The sequence below is a fragment of the Paenibacillus aurantius genome (genome assembly GCF_032268605.1).
In the GTDB taxonomy this organism is placed as follows: domain Bacteria; phylum Bacillota; class Bacilli; order Paenibacillales; family NBRC-103111; genus Paenibacillus_AO; species Paenibacillus_AO aurantius.
In genome coordinates, this window is the sequence record NZ_CP130318.1 from 1,568,319 (window position 1) to 1,592,279 (window position 23,961).

Annotated in this window: 24 protein-coding genes; 23 read left to right on the top strand and 1 reads right to left on the bottom strand. The window is 54.5% G+C overall.

The annotated features are described in order from the left end of the window. Window positions 1-63 precede the first annotated feature (63 nt). The 18 genes from MJA45_RS07560 (at window position 64) to MJA45_RS07645 (ending at window position 15,593) form a co-directional block, all read left to right on the top strand. Window positions 64-849, top strand: coding sequence for a glycosyltransferase family 2 protein (locus MJA45_RS07560; RefSeq protein WP_315606659.1), 786 nt, complete (start codon window positions 64-66; stop codon window positions 847-849). A 62-nt stretch (window positions 850-911) separates the two neighbouring features. Further along, window positions 912-1,889: a glycosyltransferase family 2 protein gene (locus tag MJA45_RS07565; RefSeq protein WP_315606660.1), complete on the top strand. Its 978-nt coding sequence runs from the start codon at window positions 912-914 to the stop codon at window positions 1,887-1,889. Continuing rightward, the gene (locus tag MJA45_RS07570) at window positions 1,886-2,641 is read left to right on the top strand and encodes a glycosyltransferase family 2 protein (RefSeq protein WP_315606661.1); all 756 of its coding nucleotides are present in this window, start codon (window positions 1,886-1,888) and stop codon (window positions 2,639-2,641) included. Before MJA45_RS07565 ends, MJA45_RS07570 begins: the two co-directional genes overlap by 4 nt. 4 nt (window positions 2,642-2,645) lie before the next feature. Then, entirely contained in the window at window positions 2,646-3,365 is a 720-nt protein-coding gene (locus tag MJA45_RS07575) for a sugar phosphate nucleotidyltransferase (protein ID WP_315606662.1), read from the top strand. An 11-nt stretch (window positions 3,366-3,376) separates the two neighbouring features. Continuing rightward, window positions 3,377-4,726: a glycosyltransferase family 4 protein gene (locus MJA45_RS07580; protein WP_315606663.1), complete on the top strand. Its 1,350-nt coding sequence runs from the start codon at window positions 3,377-3,379 to the stop codon at window positions 4,724-4,726. A gap of 18 nt (window positions 4,727-4,744) precedes the next feature. After that, window positions 4,745-5,845 carry a CgeB family protein gene (locus MJA45_RS07585; protein WP_315606664.1) on the top strand — a complete coding sequence of 367 codons (1,101 nt, stop codon included), beginning with the start codon at window positions 4,745-4,747 and terminating at the stop codon, window positions 5,843-5,845. Window positions 5,846-5,848: 3 nt separating this feature from the next. After that, window positions 5,849-6,997 carry a CgeB family protein gene (locus MJA45_RS07590; RefSeq protein WP_315606665.1) on the top strand — a complete coding sequence of 383 codons (1,149 nt, stop codon included), beginning with the start codon at window positions 5,849-5,851 and terminating at the stop codon, window positions 6,995-6,997. Beyond that, window positions 6,981-8,114, top strand: a complete 1,134-nt coding sequence (locus MJA45_RS07595; RefSeq protein ID WP_315606666.1) for a CgeB family protein — start codon at window positions 6,981-6,983, stop codon at window positions 8,112-8,114. The genes MJA45_RS07590 and MJA45_RS07595 overlap by 17 nt, the downstream gene beginning before the upstream one ends. Before the next feature lie 13 nt (window positions 8,115-8,127). Further along, a complete protein-coding gene (locus MJA45_RS07600) occupies window positions 8,128-8,442 on the top strand; it encodes a hypothetical protein (protein ID WP_315606667.1) in 315 nt (104 codons plus the stop codon). 151 nt (window positions 8,443-8,593) lie between these two features. Continuing rightward, window positions 8,594-8,884 (top strand): nucleoside-diphosphate sugar epimerase, encoded by a 291-nt coding sequence (locus MJA45_RS07605; RefSeq protein WP_315606668.1) that lies wholly within the window; start codon window positions 8,594-8,596, stop codon window positions 8,882-8,884. Window positions 8,885-8,944: 60 nt separating this feature from the next. Then, complete coding sequence (locus tag MJA45_RS07610; protein WP_315606669.1) at window positions 8,945-9,286, top strand: alpha-helical endospore appendage domain-containing protein; 342 nt, start codon at window positions 8,945-8,947, stop codon at window positions 9,284-9,286. Then, entirely contained in the window at window positions 9,283-9,597 is a 315-nt protein-coding gene (locus MJA45_RS07615) for a hypothetical protein (RefSeq protein ID WP_315606670.1), read from the top strand. Before MJA45_RS07610 ends, MJA45_RS07615 begins: the two co-directional genes overlap by 4 nt. A gap of 54 nt (window positions 9,598-9,651) precedes the next feature. Continuing rightward, the gene (locus tag MJA45_RS07620; protein ID WP_315606671.1) at window positions 9,652-10,335 is read left to right on the top strand and encodes a class I SAM-dependent methyltransferase; all 684 of its coding nucleotides are present in this window, start codon (window positions 9,652-9,654) and stop codon (window positions 10,333-10,335) included. Between the two features lie 18 nt (window positions 10,336-10,353). Then, entirely contained in the window at window positions 10,354-10,899 is a 546-nt protein-coding gene (gene rfbC / locus MJA45_RS07625; protein WP_315606672.1) for a dTDP-4-dehydrorhamnose 3,5-epimerase, read from the top strand. A 17-nt stretch (window positions 10,900-10,916) separates the two neighbouring features. Beyond that, complete coding sequence (gene rfbB / locus MJA45_RS07630) at window positions 10,917-11,936, top strand: dTDP-glucose 4,6-dehydratase (RefSeq protein ID WP_315606673.1); 1,020 nt, start codon at window positions 10,917-10,919, stop codon at window positions 11,934-11,936. After that, a complete protein-coding gene (gene rfbD, locus MJA45_RS07635) occupies window positions 11,933-12,790 on the top strand; it encodes a dTDP-4-dehydrorhamnose reductase (protein ID WP_315606674.1) in 858 nt (285 codons plus the stop codon). Before rfbB ends, rfbD begins: the two co-directional genes overlap by 4 nt. A gap of 157 nt (window positions 12,791-12,947) precedes the next feature. Beyond that, window positions 12,948-13,538 carry a DUF5317 domain-containing protein gene (locus MJA45_RS07640; protein ID WP_315606675.1) on the top strand — a complete coding sequence of 197 codons (591 nt, stop codon included), beginning with the start codon at window positions 12,948-12,950 and terminating at the stop codon, window positions 13,536-13,538. 204 nt (window positions 13,539-13,742) lie between these two features. After that, window positions 13,743-15,593: a bifunctional diguanylate cyclase/phosphohydrolase gene (locus tag MJA45_RS07645; protein WP_315606676.1), complete on the top strand. Its 1,851-nt coding sequence runs from the start codon at window positions 13,743-13,745 to the stop codon at window positions 15,591-15,593. A 136-nt stretch (window positions 15,594-15,729) separates the two neighbouring features. Here the strand turns inward: MJA45_RS07645 and MJA45_RS07650 are convergent, their stop codons facing one another. Beyond that, window positions 15,730-16,707 carry a ketoacyl-ACP synthase III gene (locus MJA45_RS07650; protein ID WP_315606677.1) on the bottom strand — a complete coding sequence of 326 codons (978 nt, stop codon included), beginning with the start codon at window positions 16,705-16,707 and terminating at the stop codon, window positions 15,730-15,732. A gap of 298 nt (window positions 16,708-17,005) precedes the next feature. Here MJA45_RS07650 and MJA45_RS07655 point away from each other — a divergent pair, with 298 nt between their 5' ends. The 5 genes from MJA45_RS07655 (at window position 17,006) to MJA45_RS07675 (ending at window position 23,937) form a co-directional block, all read left to right on the top strand. Continuing rightward, on the top strand, window positions 17,006-18,580 hold the full coding sequence (locus MJA45_RS07655) for a response regulator (RefSeq protein ID WP_315606678.1): 1,575 nt from the start codon (window positions 17,006-17,008) through the stop codon (window positions 18,578-18,580). Continuing rightward, the gene (locus MJA45_RS07660) at window positions 18,561-20,360 is read left to right on the top strand and encodes a sensor histidine kinase (protein WP_315606679.1); all 1,800 of its coding nucleotides are present in this window, start codon (window positions 18,561-18,563) and stop codon (window positions 20,358-20,360) included. The genes MJA45_RS07655 and MJA45_RS07660 overlap by 20 nt, the downstream gene beginning before the upstream one ends. A 109-nt stretch (window positions 20,361-20,469) precedes the next feature. Next, the gene (locus MJA45_RS07665; RefSeq protein ID WP_315606680.1) at window positions 20,470-21,402 is read left to right on the top strand and encodes an ABC transporter permease; all 933 of its coding nucleotides are present in this window, start codon (window positions 20,470-20,472) and stop codon (window positions 21,400-21,402) included. 126 nt (window positions 21,403-21,528) lie between these two features. Beyond that, window positions 21,529-22,326: a carbohydrate ABC transporter permease gene (locus MJA45_RS07670; protein WP_315606681.1), complete on the top strand. Its 798-nt coding sequence runs from the start codon at window positions 21,529-21,531 to the stop codon at window positions 22,324-22,326. Window positions 22,327-22,380: 54 nt separating this feature from the next. Beyond that, on the top strand, window positions 22,381-23,937 hold the full coding sequence (locus MJA45_RS07675) for an ABC transporter substrate-binding protein (RefSeq protein ID WP_315606682.1): 1,557 nt from the start codon (window positions 22,381-22,383) through the stop codon (window positions 23,935-23,937). Window positions 23,938-23,961: the final 24 nt, after the last annotated feature.

Consider the following 23,961-nt stretch of genomic DNA (forward strand, 5'->3'; position numbering starts at 1 on the left):
GCACATAGGGCTCCGGTACATACAATGGGTTAAACCAAGGCACAAATCCGGGAGGTGGTAAATATGGCGTTACCGCGCACAAGCAGGAGTAATAAGGCCCGGACCGACCTGACGAATCCCTCCAAGCCCAAGGTTTCCGTCATCATTCCCGTCATGAATGAGGCCCGGACGCTGGCTTCCGTTATCCGGGAAGCCCGCAAGGTGAACAAGAATACCGAGGTCATCGTCGTCTTAAACGGATCAACCGACGGCTCGGGCCGTTTGGCGCGAAAGATGGGGGCCCGGGTTATTACGTTTGACAAGCCGCTTGGCCACGATGTGGGACGGAGCATTGGGGCTAAAGAAGCCAAGGGAGACATTCTGCTTTTTACGGATGGGGATATCTTGCTGCCGGGTTCTTCCCTGCGTCATCTGGTTCGGGCTGTAGAGAAGGGGACGGATGTTGCTTTAAACAAATACAACGGCCCGAGAGGAAGGAAAAAAGTGCACGGGGTCATTCTTGCCAAGCATGCCTTGAATGCCTTTTTGTCCATGCCCAAGCTGAAGGGGGCTTCTCTGACGGCCATTCCGCACGCAATGAGCCGCAAGGCGGCCGAAACGATAGGCTTCGAACATCTGGCGGTCCCGCCCAAAGCCCAGGCCATTGCCGCGCATAAAGGGTTGACCATTCGGGCGGTCCGATATTATGACGTAGGAAAGACCAATCCGCGCAAATCGAGAGGCCGTAAAGATCCGCTGACTGCCCTTATTATCGGGGACCATCTGGAAGCCATTGATTACCTGCTTCGCCATACGAACCCGCGGGGAGATTTGACCGATCTGAATCGGCTGAGGGAGATGGTGAAATGAAGGGGAGCAGCGGGAAGGTGAGGAGGAGATCCTCTGGGGGAAGGGGCAGAAGAAAGCTTTCGATGGCTGTCCGCGCTTACCGGGCAGGCCGGCGCTACGGGGCCAAATTCATAAAGGAACGGCTCGGCCATGAAACCCCGAAGGCGGTCATGAACCGCTATTGGAACGAATGGAAGGGAAGGAGAACCCGAACGTTGTCAAGAGAGTCGTCCCGACAACTGGCGCGAAGATTCTTCCGTGGCTTCTGCAAGGAGAGTGGAGAACGGTACCGTCCCTGGCTTCCTTTTCCGGGTAGAGGCAAGGTCGGGATCGTGCTATGCATACGAAATGAAAAAAAAACGGTGGAGCGGGTACTAAACGAACTGGACCGGCTGCCCTTTCATGAAATCATCGCCGTCGTAAACGGAAGCACCGACGGAAGTTTCGAGAAGATCAGGAAGCACCGTGCCGGGGTAACGATTCTTCATTATGAAGAGCCCTTGGGTCATGATGTGGGCCGGGCTATAGGGGCAAGGGTATCCACGTCGGATATTTTGCTTTTTGCAGACGGGGACTTGCCGATTCGTGCGGAGAAGCTGCTGCACTTCGTCGAAGAGATTGAAAAAGGAGCGGATGTGGCCCTTAACGACATTACGCCGTACCTCCGGCCATTTAGCCGCAGGGACGCCGTTTCCACGGTAAAGGAATTTGTGAACCGCGCCCTCGGTCGTCCGGACCTTATGGCCAATTCCCTCACCGCCGTCCCCCATGCGCTTTCCCGAAAGGCGCTGGAACGAATCGGAGCGGCTGCTTTGGCTGTACCTCCCTTGGCCCAGGTAATCGCCATACAGTCCGGTCTTCGAATTAAAGCTCCGGCCAGCGTCAACATTATCCGGGGAAACCGGAGAAGAGCCTCCAATTCCGGTCATCTTAATCCCGTGTCCCGGCTTATTGCCGGCGATCACCTGGAGGCCCTGCATCGGGCCCTTCATAAGAGCGGGAGCCGTCTGCACTACAAAGACCACATGAGAAGACGCGAATATGCGGAGGTGGGGAGATGACGGATTTACCGAAGACGAGCATTATCATCCCGACCTATAACGGACTGGAGCTATTGATCGAATGCATAACGGCTATAAGGGCTTATACCCCGGAGCCATACGAGTTAATCGTAGTCGATAACGGCTCTGAAGACGGCACGGTAAAGTTTTGCCGCCAGGAGAAGATCCGGTTCGTCTCCCTGCCCGTGAACAAAGGCTTCCCTGCCGCCTGCAATCTGGGACTGCGAATAGCAACGGGGGACGCTCTGCTTCTCCTGAATAACGACATTGTGGTGACGCACCATTGGCTTGAGAACATGCTGGCCTGCTTGTACAGCGACGAAACGATCGGCATCGTCGGGCCCTGCTCCAACATCGTGAGCGGGATTCAGCAGCGGCCCGCCGACTATGCGGATCTGGAGCAGTATCATGCGCTGGCGGCGGCCCGCGCTTCCGACCCCGGGCAATGGCAGCAGGTGGAGCGTCTCGTCGGCCTGTGCCTTTTGTTCAAGCGGGAGCTGATGGAGAAGATCGGAGTGCTTGACGAGCGATTCTCTCCCGGACATTACGAGGATGATGATTATTGCTACCGCGCCAGAAGAGCCGGCTACCGGTTAATGCTGGCGGGGGATGTGTCGGTCCACCATCACGGAAGCGCGAGCTTCTCTAAGCTGGACAAGAAAAGGCTCGGTCAAATCGTACATCGGAACCGCGATGCGTTCATCAAAAAGTGGGATCTGGATCCGCGCCAATTCATACAGAAAGAAGGGTAGTCCATTGAAAGGAGTCATACTGGCTGGAGGGAAGGGAACCAGGCTGCACCCCGCGACTAGCCTGCTCAACAAGCATTTGCTGCCTGTGGGGAAATATCCGATGATCCATTACGGCATCCGGAAGCTGGCGGAAGCCGGGATTAAGGAAATCATCCTCGTGATCGGCAAACACAGCGCCGGCCGGTTCATCGATTACTTGGGAACGGGCTCGGAGTGGGGGGTAAGCCTTACCTACCGGATCCAGGAGGAAGCGGGCGGGATTGCCCAGGCCCTTTCCCTGGCGGACGGCTTCATCCGGCCGGGGGAGAACTTCGTCGTCCTTCTCGGGGATAACCTCTTTGAAGACTCTTTGAAGGATCAGCTCTCGGAATACGAAAGGCAGGGCGGAGGAGCCCGCGTCATGCTGAAGGAGGTCGACAATCCCCGCCGGTACGGCGTCCCGGTCCTGTTGAACGGTCAGATTCTTTTTATAGAAGAGAAGCCCAAAACCCCCAAAAGCCGTTACTCCGTCACCGGTATTTATATGTATGATTACGGGGTGTTTGACGTGATTAAGCGGATTCGGCCATCCGACCGGGGAGAGCTCGAAATTACGGATGTCAACAATATTTACGCAGTGGAAGGTACGCTCCACTACGGCGTTCTAAACGGATGGTGGACCGATGCCGGAACCCACCGTTCCATTCACGAAGCGGCGGCCCGTCTGTTAGACATAGACCAATAGGAGGTGAGCCCATGCCCTTGGCCAAAAGGCAGGGAGCGACAGCCGTCCGAAAGACATCCTCAAGAGGCTCCCGTACCAAAAGCCGATCGCGCGGCTCGTCAGGCGGGCGGGGGAAACTGCAGGCCCGGTTTAAGAAAATGCAGAGGAAATATGCGAAGCTGAAGAAAAAGTACCGGCTTATCCGGTCCATTCCGCCCGGAACGACGGATCGTTATATGTACGAGGCCACCGTGTTTGCCCATGCTTACGACTTTACTCCTGACGAGCTGAGGGCGAGCCTGGCGGCCGGCTCCCAGGCGCCGCATGGACCTTACCGGACCGCCTTGTGGTTCCTGCCCTACTTCGAAACCCCCTTCTATGGAGGGATGCATACCATCCTCCGGTTTGCCGACTTCCTTCAAAAAAGGTACGGCATCCGCAGCTCCTTTGCGATCGTAGGAACGAAGGACACCAGCCCGATTGCGGCATCCATCCAAAAAGCGTTCCCGGGCCTTGCCGGCAATCCCGTCTATCCGCTGCCGAATATTTACCGGTTCGACGGACTGCCCGACCATGATCTCGGAATCTGTACGCTGTGGACCACCGCCTATTCTCTGCTCAAATTCAACCGGGTCCGCCGGAAGCTGTACTTTATGCAGGACTACGAACCTTATTTCTACCCTTCCGGCTCCACCAGCTCCCAGGTGATGGCCACCTACCGGTTCGGCTTTGACGGCATCTGCAACACCCCAGCACTTCTGGCAAGCTACGAGGAGCACGGCGGCCGGGGGGCGGCCTTTACTCCGGCGGTGAACCGGGCGATTTTCTACCCGGATCCGGCGCTCCGGGAGGCGCAGTCCCCGGGCCGGCTGTTCTTCTATGCCCGTCCCGGTACCGCGCGAAACTGCTTCGAGCTGGCGGCGGCCGCCTTGAGGAAGCTGAAGGAAACCTTAGGGGGGAAGGTCGACATCGTGAGCGCGGGGGCCGAATGGGACGTTACCCGGTATGGTCTTCAGGGCATTGTCCGCCATCTGGGTATGCTTCCTTACGAGCAGACCGGTCAGCTGTACCGGACCTGCCGGGCCGGTCTCGCTCTGATGTCCACCCGGCATCCCTCCTATCCGCCCCTGGAGCTGATGGCTTGCGGAAGCCTGGTGGTGACGAACAACAACGAGTGGAACCATTGGCTGTTCCGGCACGGGGAGAACTGCCTTCTCTCGGAGCCGACCGCCACCTGCCTGTATGAATCGCTATATCATGCCGTTACCAATCGGGAACTGCGCGAAAGAATTACGACACGAGCGTTGGAGTACATCCGGCAGGAACATTCCGATTGGGATGGCGAGCTTCAGAGGACCGCCGAGGCCCTGTCGATCCACTAACCGCAAGGAGGGAGACCGATGAACGCCATACGCCATCAATGGAAGCGGGGGCGCCGGCACGGAAGGAGAGCAGGCCGTGCCGACGGGTTCCGTCTCGGCCGCTGCGAAGGAGCTCTCACCCACATCCCCGAAACGCCGGTGAATGGCCGGGATGTCCATGTGCTGTATGTCCGGGAAGGCTTCGAGGCGATCGACAGCGGAATAGAGGCGGCGCTGCGCCGGTTGGTCCGGGACGTCACGTCGGTGAGCGCGACGGAAGAGATCGCCGGGCTTGCTACCCGCCTACGTCCCGACCTGGTGCTGGTGCTGAACGCAACCCGCTTCCCGGTGGAGCAGGCTGATCGCCTCCGGGACATGGGGATTCTTACCGCCGTATGGTTTCTCGACGATCCTTACCGGATGGATTGGGATGTGCAGCTGGCTGCTCATTACGACTACGTGTTTACCAATGAAATCAGCTGTGTCTCCCCTTTTCAGGAGGCGGGATCTCCCCGGGTCTTCTATCTTCCGCTTGCGGTTCATCCGGCCGTCTATTACCCGAGAAGGGTGGAGCCGGCCTACCGGTCGGATGTTTGCTTCATCGGGACGGCGTTTGCGAACCGCCGGGCGTTCTTTGACCGGCTGGCCCCTTACCTGGCGGGGAAGAAAGTGTTCATCTCCGGCTGGTATTGGGATCGCCTGGCGCGCTACGGCCTGCTGAAGAGCAGCATCCGGCAGGATAAGCTGCGGGAAGGCACCTGGCTGTCGGCGGAGGAGACGGCCAAGTATTACAACGGGGCCAAAATCGTCATCAACCTGCACCGGGAGGACAGCGCGGAAGAAACGATCAACAGCCGGGGAATTCCCGCCTTGTCGATCAATCCGCGGACGTTCGAAATCAGCGGCTGCGGGGTGCTGCAGCTGACTGACGACCGGGAGGAGCTTCACCGGATGTATACCGGCGGCCAGGACCTGGTCACCTACCGCAATCCGGAGGATTTGGCGGCGAAGCTGGACTACTACCTGTCCCGGGATGAGGAGCGGCTCGAGCTTGCCGTCCGGGGCTTGGTCCGGACGCGCTCCCGGCATACGTATCTTCACCGCATGGCGGAGCTCCTGTTCGCGGTATGGGGAGGCTGAAGCATGGGGAGAAGCAAAGACGGAAGCCGGCAGGTGCGGAGGGCCGCCCGCGCTCATGAGCTCGGCCTAAGGCAGGGGCGGCAGGCGGGAGAGGAGATGGGCAGAAGACTAGCCCGGTTGGAAGCCGTGACTGGACCAATCACTCCGCCAGCCGTCATCCGCTCGGATTGGCGGGTCCTGTACGTCACATCCGGCATGGAAGAACCGTATTCCAGCCTGGATTCCGCCGTCATCGATGCGCTGGGCGGCATGGTGCGGGAGCTCGGTGTTATCGCGCCAAGCCGGGAAACGGCAGCGGAAGCCGTCCGCTTCGGGCCGGATCTTGTGCTCGTTCTAAGCGGGATTAAGCTTCCGGTCAAGCAGGCTGCACTGATGCGAAGCCTCGGCCTGCGGACCGCGGTTTGGTTTACCGACGATCCTTACTATACCGACTGGACCGTCCGTATTGCCCCTCAATACCGCCATGTCTTTACCCAGGATCTGGGCTGTGTCCCTTTCTATCGAGGTCTTGGCTGCGAAGACGTCCGGTATTTGCCGCTCGGCATGAACCCGAAGACGTTTCATCCGAGGAGAAGCGGGGCCCGTCATCATACGGACGTCTGTTTCATCGGCAACGCCTTCTCCAACCGAATCCGCCTGTTCCATAAGCTCGCTCCCCGTCTCGAGGGCAAGCGCTGGCTCATTTCGGGTCTTTGGTGGCGCCGGATGAAGGGATACGGGAAATACCGGGACCACCTGAGAACCGACGGCTGGCTGTCTCCCGAAGAGACGGCCCTTTACTACAGCGGGGCCCGAATGGTCATTAACCAGCACCGGGCCTCCGACGACAAGCGGATCAATTTCAACCGGAGAGGCGTCGAGGCCCTGTCGGTCAATCCCCGTACCTTCGAAATCAGCGGCTGCGGCGTGCTGCAGCTGATCGACCGGAGGGCTGATCTCCCCTCATGCTACACACCAGGCTTGGAGATCGAAACCTACGGATCCGCTGAAGAATTAGGGGATAAAATCCAGTATTACCTGAAGCATGAAGATGAACGGAACGAGATGGCCCGCCGGGCTCTCATCAGGACGCTTCAGGAGCATACGTACGCCAGCCGGCTGCAGCGCCTGCTGGAAGCGGTGGGGGGGTTCTCCGATGAAAGTCAACCGTAAATCAGCCGGACTCACCCGTTACCGGGAAGCAGGGAGGAAGGACGGTCTCCTGGCGGGCCGGGAGCAGGGAATCCGGCTTGGAGGGTGCGCCGCCATTACCCGGGAGCTGGAAGGGAAGGCGTTTCCCCGCCTGAACCTGAAGGTGCTCTACGTCTCGCCCGGAGTAGGCGTGCCTTATACCGCCCTCGACCAGGGGATTGTAGGGGCGCTGCGCGGGCAGGTTCAGGAGGTGCGGGAATGCTCGGCCTTCGGGAATGTGGCGGCAGAAGCCGCGGCCTGGAAGCCGGATCTCCTGTTCGTGCTGAACGGGTTCAACCTTCCCCTTGGCCAGCTTGACGAGATTCGCCGGGGAGGAACCGCCACGGCCGTCTGGTTCGTGGACGATCCGTATTTTACCGACTGGACGGCGGGCCTTGCTCCTCATTACGACTACATCTTTACCCAAGAGCGCAATTGCGTGGAGCTGTACCAGTCGCTCGGCTGCCCGAATGTCCATTTTCTGTCCGTACCGGCCGACCCTTCCGTCTACTATCCGCGCAAGCCGGACATCTCTTATCTTTCGGACGTTTGCTTTATCGGAACGGCCTTCGGGAACCGGCTTGCTTTTATCGATCAGGTGGCGCGTTATCTTTCGACCAAGAATCTGGTTCTCTCCGGCTGGTGGTGGAACCGGCTGAAGAACTACAAGCTGCTGAAGTCCAAAATACGCAAAGATAAGCTGAAACGGGGAAGCTGGCTTTCGCCGGAGGAAACGTCGAGCTATTACAACGGCGCCAAGATCGTCATCAACCTGCACCGGGCGGCTGTCGAGAAGAAGCAGACCTTTAACCACCGGGGCATCCCGGCCTTGTCGGTTAATCCCCGCACGTTTGAAATCGCCGGAACAGGAGCGTTCCAGCTGTCGGACATCCGGGAGGATCTCCCCCAGTACTACCAGGATGGGCAGGAAATCGCCACGTACTCCACCCCGCAAGAGCTCGCCGAGAAGATCGAATACTACCTCACCCATGAGGAGGAACGGAGAAGAGCCGCCCTGAACGGATTCCGGCGCACGATGCTCGAGCATACTTACTCGGATCGGATCCGGACCATACTCGAACGGATCACCCGTTCTTAAGGAGGGATGAAGCGTGGAACGCAAGCGGAGCAGCAAACGGGCGGAACGCCAGGCTAATCAGACTAAACGGAGAACGGGGCTCACGAAGAGTTCGAGCTCTCCCCATGCCGACAGCAAGAAAAGAGACAAGGCAGCCGAGCGCCGCAGGAAACGGCGGACAGAGCGCAAAGCGAGGGAACGCGCACGTGAAAAGGCGAAACGGCGCAAAAAGAAGAAGGAGGCTTACAGCAAAGGCTTTAAAAAAGGCTATGAAGAAGGCTTCCAAATCGGATATGAAGAAGGACACCGGAAGGAACCCGGCCCCGAAGGGCTGGCCGAAGCTTCTTGACCGTAAGGAGCTGAAAGGAGACCGATCCCATTTCGCGGCGAGCCGGAACCACATCCTCCCGCTGCTGCATATAGTGATTATTGGATCGCTATAGCGGTTTATGACAAGACAGTAGAATCCCCCAGGCTGTGAGACAGGAGGAGCAACTATCGTGGAGCATCATCTTACCAAAATCATTCGGCAGTTGGTCGTCTCCCAGCAGCAGCTGGCCCGGCTGCTGGAAGCCGAGCGGCATAAAATAGGCAAAATGGCGGATATGGTTTGCGACATTCCCGGCCACGGGCCCACTCTGGGCGGCTTGGAGGGAATCATCAAGCATTCCGGAGACCATACCAAAAACATCGCGGCTTACTTGAACAGCCTGGCCGACCTGGAGGACGCCATTGCCGACATGCTCGAGCCGGCGATCAAGGAATTGAGAGAGCCCGAAGAACAAGAATAAAGCCTGGCGCCCTGTCCCGGAAGGCGGAGCGGACAGGAGCGCCTGAAGGAGGCCCGGAAGGTGAAAAGGGAGCATGCCTATTTAAAGCTGCTGGAGGCGACGGCCGACATGCAGGCCCATGTCGCCGGCATTCTGGAAGCGAAAGTGATGGAAGCGGAGAAGACGAAGCATTGGCTGAACAGGCACGTGGACCATTCCGGCTTTCAGGACCATGACGGGGTTTCCGCCTTCACGCTCGAATTTCATACTCAATTGATCGAAGTGATAGACGGCATTACCAAGATGGAGCGGGGCTTGGCCCGCAACCTTAAGGTTCTGCTCGAAACGGGCAAGGAATCGGAAGGGGGCTCAAGCGGAGGAGGCTCAGGCGGCATGTTTGATTTCGGAGGCGGCGACAAATGAGCGGGCGGGGCCGGGAGAACCGGATCAAGCTGGACATTCTGGAGTCGCTTGCCGAAAGCCAGAAGGCACTGGCCCGGATTCTGACCAGTGCGGCGGACTGCTCCGCCGCGTCCGATCCGCTTGCCGTTCATATCCGGGACAATCTGGATGCGATCAGCCGGTGCCAGCGTCAGCTGGCTGTTCATTTTTTCGGCCTGACCTTTCGTAAGCTGCGCCGAAGCCGTCCGGGTAAGCCGTGGCTTCATGCCAGGCTGCGGATAATGACCAATCCTTATCGATACCCGGCCGTTTTCCCGGCCAAAAAACGTTAAGGAGGCAGGCGCCGATCTCTGCCTGAAGATCTCGCTTAAGACAGGGGGACCACGATGCACCGTTTTTGGGATTCGCTCATATATCCGTTGTTTAAGCAGTTTACGCCTCGCCACATTGTCGAGATCGGGGCTTTGGCCGGCGATAATACGGTTAAGGTGCTTGATTACTGCAGCGAGGTCGGGGGCACGCTGACCATTATCGATCCGGCGTCCCACTTCGCTTTCGAGAAGCTCAATAAGCGTTACGGTGGACATCACCGGTTTATTCAAGCCCTCAGCCTGGAGGTGCTGCCGGCCCTTCGCGAGGTGGACGCCGTTCTAATCGACGGGGACCATAACTGGTATACCGTGTATCATGAGCTGAAAATCATCGAGAAGCTTCCGCGCTTCCCGCTCGTTCTCCTGCATGATATCGAGTGGCCTTATGGAAGAAGGGACCTCTATTACAATCCTTCCACCATTCCGAGCAAGCACCGCCAGCCGTATTCCACCCTAGGCATTATGCCGGGCCAATCGGAGCTGGTAGAAGGGGGAGTGAACCAGGGGATGAATCATGCCCTGCGGGAAGGAGGGCCGAAGAACGGAGTGCGGACCGCGGTGGAAGATTTCCTTAAGCAGAGCTCCGTTCCCCTTTCCTTTCATGGAGTGGCGTCCCATCACGGGCTGGGGATTCTGGCGCCGGACGATCCCGATGTCAACCGGCTCATCCACCATTTTACCGTGGTTTCGGGATTATAAGCGAAGGGGGAACGAAGGATGAAAGCCATTCCCTGTGCCTTGGAGGGCGTCTTTCTGCTGGAGCCGGTCTGCCATTCCGATTCCCGGGGCTTCTTTATGGAATCCTATCATGCGGCGGCTCTTGCGGCGGTCGCCGGGGACTTCGCCTTCGTGCAGGACAATCACTCCTTGTCGGAAAAGGCCGGAGTATTGAGAGGGCTGCACTTTCAGCTGCCCCCGAAAGCCCAGACCAAGCTTGTCCGGGTGACGGCCGGGGCCGTGTATGACGTGGTCGTCGACTTGCGCCGGTCGTCCCCGACCTTCGGCCGCTGGGCGGGCTTCCTTCTGACCGCTTCCAACAAGCGCCAGCTTCTGGTGCCCAAAGGTTTTGCCCACGGGTTCTGCACCCTTGTTCCCCGGACGGAATTTCTGTATAAAGTAGATGAGTATTACTCCCCGGAGCATGACAGGGGGATCGCTTGGGACGATCCTGACCTGGGGATCGACTGGCCCGTGGCGAACCCGCTCATGTCGGACAAAGACCGGTCCCTTCCGCGTCTGCGGGAGACGGGATTTACATTTTGAATAGGAGCCGTTAAGCCATGAAGCTACTTGTAACGGGAGGAGCCGGATTTATCGGCAGCAACTTCATTCTCTATATGCTGCGCCGGTATCCCGGATACCGGATCGTGAACTACGACCTGTTGACCTATGCCGGCAATCCCGACAACCTGACCGGAGTCCGGGCCCATCAGGGCTATTCCTTTGTCCAAGGGGATATTGCGGATGAGGGGCGGGTGGAAGAGATATTCAGCGGAGGGCTTGATGCGGTCGTGCATTTTGCCGCCGAGTCCCATGTCGACCGCAGCGTCAAGGACCCGGGAGTCTTCGTCCGAACCAATGTTAACGGCACCCAGGTTCTGCTCGAAGCCGCCCGGAAGCACGGGGTGTCCCGCTTCGTCCATGTTTCGACGGATGAGGTGTACGGTTCCCTCGGGGACACGGGACTGTTCACCGAGGAGACGCCGCTCGCCCCGAACAGTCCCTATTCCGCGAGCAAAGCAGGCTCCGATCTGCTCGTCCGGGCTTACGTGGAAACCTTCGGGCTGCCGGCCGTCATCACCCGGTGCTCGAACAACTACGGCCCTTACCAGTTTCCGGAGAAGCTGATCCCGCTTATGATCAGCCGTGCCGTTAAGGGAGAGCCCCTGCCGGTATACGGGGATGGCCTTAACGTCAGGGATTGGCTCTATGTGGAGGACCACTGCAGCGCCATCGATCTGGTTTTGCATGGAGGTAGACCGGGGGAGGTCTATAACGTCGGCGGGAACAACGAGCGCACGAACCTTCAAATCGTCCGCACCATTCTGGAGGAGCTCGGCCGTCCCGAATCGCTGATCACATTCGTGGAGGACCGTCCGGGTCATGACCGCCGGTACGGCATCGATGCTTCCAAGATCCGAAACGAGCTCGGCTGGAGCCCCGCCTATCCTTTCGAGAGGGGCATCCGGGAAACCATCGGCTGGTACCGGTCCCACCCCGAGTGGCTCGAGCGTATCGTTTCCGGGGCTTACCGGGACGACGGCTCCAGCCGGCACGGAGAGGAAGGGGGACCCGCGTGAGGATATTAGTGACGGGAGCGGGCGGCCAGCTCGGCCGGGATTTGGTGGACATTCTGGGGGAAACCCACGAGGTATCCGGCTTGGACCGGGACGGCCTCAACATTACGGACCTGGCCCGCTGCCGGTCGGCCGCCCGGAAGTTCCTTCCCGATGCGGTTGTCCATGCGGCGGCCTATACGGCTGTGGACCAGGCGGAGTCGGACGAAGAGGAGGCCTATCGCGTCAATGTGACGGGAACGGCCAATATGACCATCGCGGCGCGTGAAATCGGAGCCAAGCTGTGCTACATCAGCACGGATTACGTGTTCAGCGGCAACGGAGAGGCCCCGTACAAGGAATATGACGAAACGGGACCGGCGAGCGTATACGGCAAAACAAAGCTGGCCGGCGAGCGCAGCGTCCAGGCCCTGTCGGGACGCTATTTCATCGTCCGAACGTCCTGGGTGTACGGCAGGCACGGCTCGAATTTCGTCAAAACGATGCTCGAGCTCGCGAAAAGCCGTCCCGAGCTGAAGGTCGTCCATGACCAAACCGGTTCGCCGACCTATACGGCCGACCTCGTCCGATTTATCGGAAGCCTGGTGGACTCCGAGCAGTACGGCATCTATCACGCGTCGAATACGGGGGCCTGCACCTGGTACGACCTGGCGAGGGCGGTTTTCGAGGAGGCGGGGCTCCCGACCCGGGTAATTCCCTGCCGAACGGAGGAGTTTCCGCGTCCTGCTCCCCGGCCGGCCTACTCCGTGTTGGATCACCTGGCCATCCGGGCAGGAGGATTTTCCGAGCTGCGCCCCTGGAGGGACGCTCTTAAAGAATTCCTGGCGGATTGGCACAGCAGAGCTTCAATAGAATAAGGAGTAAGCCGTTAGCGGCCTTGGCGTTCTGGCGTCAAGGTTTTTTGGCGTTCGCCAATATCTGTAAAAAATTTTCGCGATTCGACTCGCAAAAAAGAGGAATAAGCGAGAATCCGACGAATTACTTCTATAAAATATTCCAGTCGGGAGAGATTCGATGGTTTTCGACGGCATCCTCATTTCCCTAATCGTCGCTTTGTTCCGGGGCGGGAGTTTCCGTTCCTTCGCCGGTCTGCGTTTGAAATACGGGTGGGTCTTTCCCGGACTGCTTGTCCTGCAGCTGGCCGTCTTCCATTTCCAATCCGGATACGCCTGGGTGGCGGTGATCAGTCCCTATTCGTTTATCGGGGTGTACCTGGTCGGGCTGCTGTTTCTTTGGCTCAACCGGGACCAGCCAGGGTTTATGGTCATTGCGGCCGGCGTCCTCCTGAATTTCATCGTTATCGCGGCAAACGGGGGGAGAATGCCCGTGTCTCTCGAAGCCGCCTCGATTCTCGATCCTTATTTTGTGGAGATTTTGAAGAACGGCGTCCTGTACGGAAAGCATCAGGCGCTGACGGAGGCCACTCATCTCGGCTTCCTGGGAGATATCATCCCGCTGACCAAGCCTTATCCGCGCAGCCAAGTTATCAGTATCGGCGATGTGGTTATGAATATCGGCATTTTCTTCTTCATCCAGCAGCTTCTGCTGCCCAGACATCCTAAGGAAGAACCAACACCAGCAGCAGGTGAGGTCGTAAGCGGATAGGGACATCCGGATATTCCATGAAGGAGGTGATGAAAAATGAAAATCAACGTAAAAGCGGTTCTTTTCAACCTTGTCATCGTTGCTTCCGTCGTCGTTGCTCTTACCTCCGGCTACAAAATCGGCGGCTAGACAGAATGCACTCCTGTATTGCATGATATGGAAGAGTGCCCGCTCTTCCATATCACCCCAGAAAGGTCGAAGGCCATGGATGCACCAGCTGGAACCAAACGGTTCTTATCGCTTAAAGTCAACCACTATATTACCTTCTTATCCGTCCTCGGAACGTTGAGCTTTCTATGGAATATCCGGTGGACCATGCCCGTGAATCCCGAATGGGTGGTCCTCTATTCCATGGTGGGCTCCATTTTGCTTCTGGATCATTTCATGTTCCGGCTTCCTCCCGAAAACAATTCCCAAAGCATGGACTCGGCCCTTTACCTGGCCTGTCTGTTCACTTTTGGTTTAAATATGACCCTGTATGTGCTCGTCTTGAGCGCCGCCCTTTCCCCGTTCTACAAGCGTCTGGAATGGTGGAAGCATGTGGTCAATTTCGCCTGCTACAGCCTGATGATCACGTCGGCCTATCATGTTTTCCGCCTGTCGGGCGGAGCGGTGGGAAGCTTCCAAACGGAGGCGGTTTATTCCTATGTGGCCGCCTTGCTCTCTTATTTCATCGTCAATGTCCTTGCCCTCGGGTTATATTACTACCTGTCGGTAAAAGACCAGTTCTTTCAAATTATCAGAGGCATGTTTCGCGAAAGCCTGGCGGCCTACGTGAGCACGCTCTTGTTATCGCTTATGCTGACGGTCATGTTCCAGACGAACTTCTATTTCAGCCTCTTCCTGTTCCTGGGCATCTGCGTGCTTTTGTCCGCGACCTTCAAGCAGCTCTTCGTTCTGTACCAAGAGGTGTCGGACAAGGCGACCAAGGACCAGCGAACCGGGCTTTACAACCATGGTTATTTTGAGGAGCTGCTCGAGAAGGAGCTTGCCCGTGCCAAAGCCTCGGATATGACCTTTAGCGTGGCGATTCTCGACCTGGATAACTTCAAGAAGTACAACGATTCCTTCGGCCATCTGCAGGGCGACAAGCTGCTGGAGTTTTTCGGGAAGCTTCTTCTGGAGGAATGCGATCGTAACGAGTACATCGTGGCCCGGTACGGGGGAGAGGAATTCACGGTGCTGCTGCCGCAGCGCGGTGAGAGAGAGGCCTTCGCCTTCGTCAATGCACTGCGTAAGAAAGCGAACGATTCCTACTTTGAAGGTGTGGAGATTCTCGCTCATGGGTGCCTTTCGTTCTCGGCCGGGGTGGCGGAATACCGGAAGGAAATCCACGACAAATCCCAGCTTCTCGATAAGGCCGACCAAGCGATGTATTTTGCCAAAGCCCAAGGGAAGAATCTCGTTCACATCTACAATGAACAGTCCATTATTCAGAAAACGTTCGACATCGAGAAGGACATTCAGGAAATCGAGCAGCAGCTCAAAATTTTCCTGTCCAAGGACATCTACACCTTCCAGCACAGCAAAAGGGTATTCAGCTATGCCGTCGACTTCTGCAACTATCTGCCGCTGACGGATCCCGAGAAGAAAACCTTGATCCTGGGCGCTCTGTTCCATGATATCGGCAAGCTGGAGGTTCCCCGATCGATTCTTCAGAAGAAGGAGAAGCTGACGGCCGAGGAATGGGAAGCGGTAAAGAAGCACGTTCTCTGGGGCAAGGAAATCGTTTCGGCCATCGACAAGTACAAGGAGCTTCTGCCGCTAATCGAGCTGCATCACGAGCGCGTGGATGGCAAAGGCTACCCCTACGGGCTGAAGGGAGAGGAAATCCCCAAGCTGGCCAGAATCCTGTGCGTGATCGATTCCTTCGATGCGATGACGACCGAGCGTCCTTACCAGCAGACGAAGACATTCGACGAGGCGATCCGGGAGCTTCAAGTGTGTTCGGGGAAGCAGTTTGACCCGGTGTATGTGGAGTCCTTCATTAAAATGATCCACGGCAAATATCTGTTCAAGCTGAATGAAGCCGCGGCTGCCAAGGAAGCGACGTAATGGGACGCCGAGGCCGATGGAGCGACTGAAAAAAGGGCGGAGAACTCTCTCCGCCCGGTTACTTAGGGAATAGCTGCTGCATGGAAAACCGCCCATCCGGCGGTTTTTTTTATTGGGGTTAGAGCCTTATCGGCAGTTATCCCCAGCGGAGGAGCAGACCGGCCTGAACAAGACCGCCGCCGAAGCCATACAGAAGCAGGCGGTCGCCGGTCTGGATACGACCTTCGCGGAGTCCTTCGTCGAGGGCGAGCGGAATGCTGGCCGCGGAGGTGTTGCCGTTGCGGATCATGCTCACCAGGGTACGCTCGAGCGGGAAGCCGCTTTTCTCGCAGATGGATTCGATCATCCGCAGGTTCGCACTGTGCGGAATGAACCATTCGGCCTCCGTTAGGGCAAGGCCCGCCTGTTCGGCAAGCCGGTGCATGCCGCCAGGGACGGTGCTCACGGCCCATTTGTACACTTCGCGGCCGTTCTGCACGACATAGGGGGCGTTCTCGAGCGGGACGCCTTCCATTGTTTCCGACAGGCCCGCCCGGTACACATGCCGGCCCCCGCTGCCGTCCGAATCCAGGAAGGAGGCGAGGAAGCCGGATTCGCCCTCGGTCCGCTCCACCAGCGCCGCCCCCGCTCCATCCCCGAACAGGATGCAGGTGGACCGGTCTCGGTAGTCCGTAATCTTCGACATCGTATCGGCGCCGATGACCAGGACTTTGCGGTGAAGCCCGGACAGGATCAGGGCGTTCGCCGTATGAAGCCCGTAGACGAAGCCGGCGCAGGTGGCGTTCAGATCCATGGCACCCGCGGCCTTCATCCCAAAATGATTCTGCACCCGGCACGCCGTGCTCGGGAACGGATAGTCCGGGGTGTTGGTGCAGACGATGACCAGATCGACATCCTCCACGGTGCCCGGGTAGCGGGCCAGCATGCGGTTCACGGCTTCGATAGAGAGGTCGCTCGTAAACTGGTCCGGCCCCGCCACCCGGCGCTCCCGAATGCCCGTACGCTGAACGATCCATTCGTCGTTCGTGTCGACCATCTTCTCCAGATCGGCGTTGCTGAGAATGGTATCGGGGACATAAGAACCGACGGCGGTCACTTTGGCTCGGTAGGTCATGAAAGGGTTCCTCCTTATTTATTATCAGGTATTAGTACCTGGTACTAAAAAGGTACCCCATTTTAGCTGAGGTGTCAATGCATACAACAACAATTTCCAATTTTTAAGGAGTAAAGCGATGAATCTTCCAAAGCCTATCGTATCGGCAGGCCCAATTTTAAAATTCGTGGGTATAAAAAAAGATTGAAACTGTACAAAAATATTGATAGTGTAACTTCTAAAGACAATAATTGGTAACGGTTACATTGCGAAGTCCATCCAAGAAAAGAATGATGACTGTTACGAGGGGGGGCTGTGGATGATTAATCTAATCATTATAGATGATGAAGAAACGACAAGAAGCAGTTTAATGGAGCTTGTGCCCTGGTCCGAAGTGGGGGTATCGGAAGTGAGAACCGCGGAGAACGGTGTAGCAGCGCTTGCGCTCGCGGAAAGCTTCAAGCCTTCCATTATACTTACTGATATCCGCATGCCTAAGATGAACGGGATCGAGCTGTCTCAAAATATCCGGAAGCTCTATCCGGAATGCGAGATCATATTTCTCAGCGGTTTCTCGGATAAGGAATACTTAAAATCGGCTATTCAGCTTAACGCGGTCGACTATCTCGATAAGCCGGTCGACTTAGAGGAATTGAAGGTCCTGTTCGTGAAAATCATCCGGAAACTGCGGGATGCCGACAGAAGAAACGGTGTTCTCTACCAACGCCAAGAGATAGTGTTGGATATGATCAGCCAGAATATAGGGTTATCCGAATGGCTGAAGAGATCCGGCCCAGCCGTTGTTCAGCTCTCCGATCAAGGGATGTTCATCGTCTACACGGCTCTATTCAATTGGGCCGCGGCAATGGCTGACGACGAAAGAGCGGTGATCAAGCACAATATTCTTAAGCTGCTTAACGATCAGGAGCCTTTCGTCGATACCCGTCATATCGCCGGGTTCCTTAACGATAACTGCCTGGCCCTGGTTATTAATTCCGTGAACTACAGAGAAGCCAAATGCAAGGAAGTTGCCGAAAGCCTTCTAAACCTGCTGCAGGAGGCAAAGCCTGATGCCTATAGCCTTTCCATTGGGTGCAGTCACCCATCCTTAAGCCCGAATGAGTTCTCCCACCTGTATAAAACCTCACTGGAAGCTGCAAAAAAACAATTTTACTTCGACCCCAATAAAGTGTTTTTCGCCAATAGCGTTACCGGGACTAATTATGATATCGATAAATCTGCCTATACGCGGTTCAAAAAAATGCTCCGAAACGGCTCGGTCGACGATGCGGTCCAGCTGATCCGGCTAACTACGGAGGAAATTGCAAGAACCGGCGATCCCGACACGAATAAGATCCGAAATTTATATTTCAACTTTCTGCGGATCTTGTTCGAGGTGACGATGCAGTGGGATGCCGCCGAGTCGGGCGATGATAAAGAGATGATCTACATGTGGAGGGAAATCGATACTCTCGTTTCACTGAAAGAGCTGGCTCAATTTCTTATTTCGAACATAAAGCTCGTGTTTCCTAATTCGGATAACAAAGCGTCCGCCGTCGAGAAAATCGATGAGATCAAGAAATATATTGCTGTTAACTACTCCAGCAACCAGCTGTCGATTCATAATATCGCCCAGCATACTTTCCTGAGCCATACTTACTTGTGCGCCTATTTCAAGAAATCGACGGGCCGGACGTTAAACGAATACATCACCGAGCTTCGGATCGAGAAGGCGAAGGAGCTGCTTCGGGATCGCAATCATAAGCTATATGAAATCACGAACGAAATCGGACTGACGGACACCAACTATTTCTCCACGCTGTTCAAAAGGTATACAGGTCTGACTCCTTCAGAATATAGGGTGAAGCATTTTTATGATGAGAAGATTGTATAGAGTCTACAACGATCTGAATATGCGCTACAAGCTTTTCATCCAGTACCTGCTCCTGCTTGCTGTGCCTTTCACACTGTTTATTGCGGTGAACTACCGAATTACTTCCAAGGATATGGAAGAGCAGGCCCGCTATTCGTCCCGTCAGGCGTTTGAGCAAAGCCGTTCCTTTATGGAGTACAAGTTGTACATCGTCAAGACCTATTTGAACGTTCTATCCACGAATGGGAAAATGCAGGAAATTCTGCACCGGACCCCGGATTATTACTATAACAATTTAGGGCTGTGGAGCTTCGACATCGACGATATCCGAAAGCAGTTTTATCTTACGAGGCCCAGCAATGACATCATGAAGACAAGCCTATATACCCAAAAAGCGATCACTTACAATAACGAAACGGGGGATGTTCTTCGAACGGACAAAATCATCCATACGTCTTGGTATCAGAACCTGATGAAAAGCAGCTATACGTTCGAAATGTTCCCTAACCAGATACCGGGAGCCGGAAAAGAAGAAGAGAGTACCCGAACGATTACCGTCGTCAGAAGCGTGTCCGACGTTGATAGTCTTCAGGAGATTATTGGTATTTTGCGCGTTGACATCCCGGAAATGACGTTCTCCACGATTCTTGACCGTGTAGCCTTCACGAAGCAATCTTCCGTGTTCCTGATCAACGAGAGCGGCGAAATTATGAGTCAATCCTCCAAGGCGGATCCGTCCCGCATCTCTTTTAGCTCTGACGTTCTCAAGGCCAATACGGCGGATGAACTTAAGAAGGGGATCTGGGGCAGACGTACGATCGGCAGTACCGACTATTTGGTCGGCGTTCAGAGTGTCAATGAATCAGACTGGTACTTAATTAGTCTAATTCCTTATCAGGAAATTTTGGGCTCTCAGTACAAAGTCATGAAGCAGATGCTGCTCATTGCTTTGCTGATCGCCCTTTTTTTGCTCCCGCTTGCGTTCTTCGCTGCTTCCTCAGGCACCCGAAGGATCCGAAGCTTAATTTCCCAAATGAAAAGCGTCAAACAGGGGAACTTCAACGTCTGGATTCTGCATGAAAGCAAAGACGAGATCGGGGAGTTGTCCCGCAATTTCAAGTCGATGATTTCGAAGGTAGGCGAACTGCTTGAGGAGAAGTACGCATTGGGGCAGGAAGTCAAGTCTATGGAGCTTAAAGCGCTGCAAGCCCAGATCAATCCGCACTTTCTCTACAATACGCTGGATCTAATCTACTGGAAAGCGATGCGAATTCATGAGCATGGCATCTACGAGCTCGTCCAATCCCTGTCGAGATTCTATAAGCTCAGCTTGAGCAAAGGCGAAGACATCGTTACGCTGAGGAACGAAATCGAGCATATTAAGGCTTACATCGACATTCAGAACGCCCGTTTTAAGAATGGAATTCGTCTCGAGCTTGACATTCCCGAAGTGCTTTATGATCGCAAAATGCCGAAGATTACGCTGCAGCCCCTAATTGAGAATTCCATTATCCACGGGATTCTTGAAACGGAAAGCGAGACCGGAACGATTGCTATTAAAGGCTTTCTGGAAGACGGCAAGTTCATGCTTGAGGTTAGGGACGATGGGGTCGGGCTATCCGATGAGAAGGTGAACGCTATCTTGAAGCAAAGCACAAACGATCCTTTCCATGGATATGGAGCCAACAACATCAACAAACGGATTAAACTGCTGTACGGCTATGATTATGGCTTGAGTTACAGGAAGAACGATGGTCCGGGAGTGACGGCGATCATTTCGCTGCCGGAGGTAACGGAATAAAGGAAGGAAGGATCATAAGAAAAAAAAGGAATCGTAATTTCCTCTCGTAGCGGCACTTGTGTAAACGCTTTATTATAAGGGAGTACACAATATCGATATGAGGTGCAGCATGGACATTACGAGAAAGAAGGAAGGTTTCCTGTACGAGATAACGAAGAACAAAATTCTTTATTTGATGTTTCTGCCCGTCGGCTTGTACTTTCTGGTGCTGGCTTATCTTCCCATGCCGGGTATTGTCATTGCGTTCAAGGAGTATACCTACAGCGGCGGGATATTTGGCAGCGAATGGAACGGAATGGAGAACTTCCGGTATTTCTTCGAATCTGGCAAGCTCGGGCTCGTAACGAGCAATACGATCATCTATAATCTGGTGTTCCTCACCGCAAGTACGGTTGTCTCTGTGCTCGTTGCTGTGATGATTGCGGAGATGGCAGGCAAGTATTTCAAGAAAATGGCCCAAACGTTCATGTTTCTTCCGTATTTTGTATCCTGGGTGACGGTGTCGGCTTTCTTCTACAACATTTTCAACTTTGACTACGGAACCTTGAACACTCTGCTAAAATCGCTTGGAGCAGAACCGGTCGACATCTATTCCAACCCGACGATTTGGATGTTCCTGCTACCTCTCTTCTATGTCTGGAAAGGAATCGGATTTTCCAGTGTGCTTTATCTCTCTGCCATCATGGGAATCGATCAGGAAAGCTATGAATCGGCGAAAATCGACGGCGCTACCATTTTCCAAAGAATCTGGTATATTACGCTGCCGATGCTGAAGCCGACCGTCATCATACTCGTCCTCCTCGGTCTTTCCCGAATTATGCGGGGGGAGTTCGACATGTTCTACCAGCTGATTGGCGACAACGGATTGCTGGCCGACAAAACGGATATTATCGATACGCTAGTATTCAGATCCCTAATCTTCTCGAATGATTTCGGCATGTCATCGGCTGCGGGTCTCTATCAATCCGTACTCAGCTTTATCCTCATCTATTCTGTGAATTGGGCAGTAAAAAAGTGGAATAGCGATTATGCGTTATATTAGAAACTCGCTGTAGCATAGAAAAGGTGGTTACGCGACGTGAGCAGGGGAAAAGACGTTTTTATTTTTAATATCATCGCATTTATTATTGTTGGCGTCGTTGCAGGAGCAGCGATTATACCGTTTATCATGCTGCTGTCAGGATCATTTGAATCCGAGGAATCCATCTTGCGGCACGGATATTCCCTGATTCCCAGAACCTTTGATCTTGCCGCCTATAAGTTTATTTTTAATCAACCGGAAAAAGTCCTTCACAGCTACGGGGTGACCCTATTTATTACGGTTGTGGGAACGATTCTGTCGCTCTACTTCTCCTCCATGGCGGCTTACGTACTCGCTAGGAAAGATGTAAAATATCGCAATGCCATGGCGTTCTATCTGTTCTTTACGACACTTTTCAGCGCCGGCCTCGTCCCCTACTTCATGCTGATCGCCAATTATTTGCAGCTCAAAAACACGATAACGATTCTGCTTTTGTCCGGGATGTTCAATGTCTTTCATATTTTGATTCTAAGAACCTATATCGCGAACAGCGTCCCCGATTCGATATCGGAATCTGCGAAGATCGACGGAGCAAACGACTTCTCTATCTTCATGAAAATCATCTTGCCCTTGCTCAAGCCTGCCCTTGCTTCTATCGGATTGTTCGTGGCACTTGGTTACTGGAATGATTGGTATACCGCAACCTTATTCATTACGGACGAGAAGCTATTTCCTCTTCAATACACCCTATACAAGATACTAAGCTCCTCCAATTTTGCCAAGCAGCTGCTGGCCGGCAACGGCGCGGTCTCGACGATCGAGCTGCCTCAGCAGACGGTCAAGTTAGCCTTAACCGCCGTTGCGACCGGACCGATCGTACTGGCATACCCCTTCGTTCAGAAATATTTCGTTTCCGGTCTCACGGTCGGTTCCGTCAAAGGCTAAGGTTAACCCCGCTTACAGGCGGTTTAACATAAAACATCGGGAGGTTAGAAAGAGATGAATAAGAAAAACAAAGGACTATGCTTAACCCTTGCACTCCTGCTAATTGTAGGGTTGGTCTTATCCGCCTGTTCGAAGCAGGAAAGTCCCAATTCCAGCAGTTCGCCGGAGGTTAAGTCCAACGCTTCCCCATCAGAGACTTCGAAGGCTAAGCTCGATAAAGTTACGCTGAAATTCGTTCTCCTGGGAGAAGCCCCGAAGGACAATGCTGCGGTCATGGCCGAAGTGAACAAGAAACTCGAAGCAGACATCAATGCGACGATTGAGCTGTCTTATATTCCTTTCGCCGACATCAGCACAAAATATCCGCTCGTTCTAGCTTCTCCACAGGACTGGGATGTTATTTTCGGAAACGTAAACTATGTCTCCAATGCTACCAAAGGTGGTTACCGTGAAATCACGATGGCGGATGTCGAGAAATTTATGCCTTTATCCAACAAGGCAACGACTAAGAGCATGTGGACCGATACTCTCGTAAACGGCAAAATTTATATGATCCCGCAATCTTTCAAAGAGTTGGATGTAGGTACGGCCTTTTATCGGGAAGACCTCAGAAAAAAATACAACGTTCCTGAAATTAAAACATTCAAAGACCTAGGACCCTACCTTCAAGCCATTAAAGATAATGAGAAAGGTATGCTGCCTATAGACGGCACGTCTGACGACATAAAAAACCTGTTCGGCGGAATGCTTCAAGGCTGGGGCTCCTTCAAAGTACAGAATCTCGTCAACTTCAATATCGAGAACAAAGATTACAAAATGATGGGATTGCTTGATCCGGAGTTTGCCGCCATCTATACCGATGCTGCAAAAACAATGAAGGATTGGGCGGATAAAGGGCTGCTTCCGAAAAACGCCTTTACCCAGAAAACGCCTGCCACTGACTTGGGGAAAGTGGGGAAATCCGGTCTCTGGATGACGGCTTTCGAGAATTATGCCCAGTACAGCTCCGATATGGCCGCTAACGGCTGGAGCCTTGGCGCGCTCAACAACCTCCCCCCGGGGGGAACGGCGCTGCTCAGACCCGCTACGGGCAATGGTTTGTCCCTATCCCCGAAAACAAAAAATTATGAAAGAGCTTTAATGGCCATCGACCTGCTGCATCAGGATAAGTCCTACAATATGCTGCTTGCCTTCGGGATCGAAGGGAAGAACTACAAGATGGTGGACGGTAAACTGTCCGTCCTTAATGCCGAGGCAAATCCATACCCGATGTACGGAGCAGGCTGGTGGTCGAACAACCGCGATCAATGGCCGCCTCTCACAAGCTATACTCAGCAATATATCGACACGAAAAAAGCACTGCTTGAGCATGTATCGCCATACTTACTGAGCGGCTTTAACGTAGATGAAACCACTATCAAAACGGAAATGGCTAATATTAGCAACGTATACAAACAATACGCGATTCCAATTGAGCTTGGTATCGTGAAGGACGTGGACGCGGCAGTCGCCGATCTGATTGATAAATACAAAAAGGCCGGCGCACAAAAAGTCGTGGACGAAGTTAAGAAGCAAGCAGCCGATTTTATTAAATCGAAAAAAACCAACTGAATGGGAACGTGACAGAAGGGACTG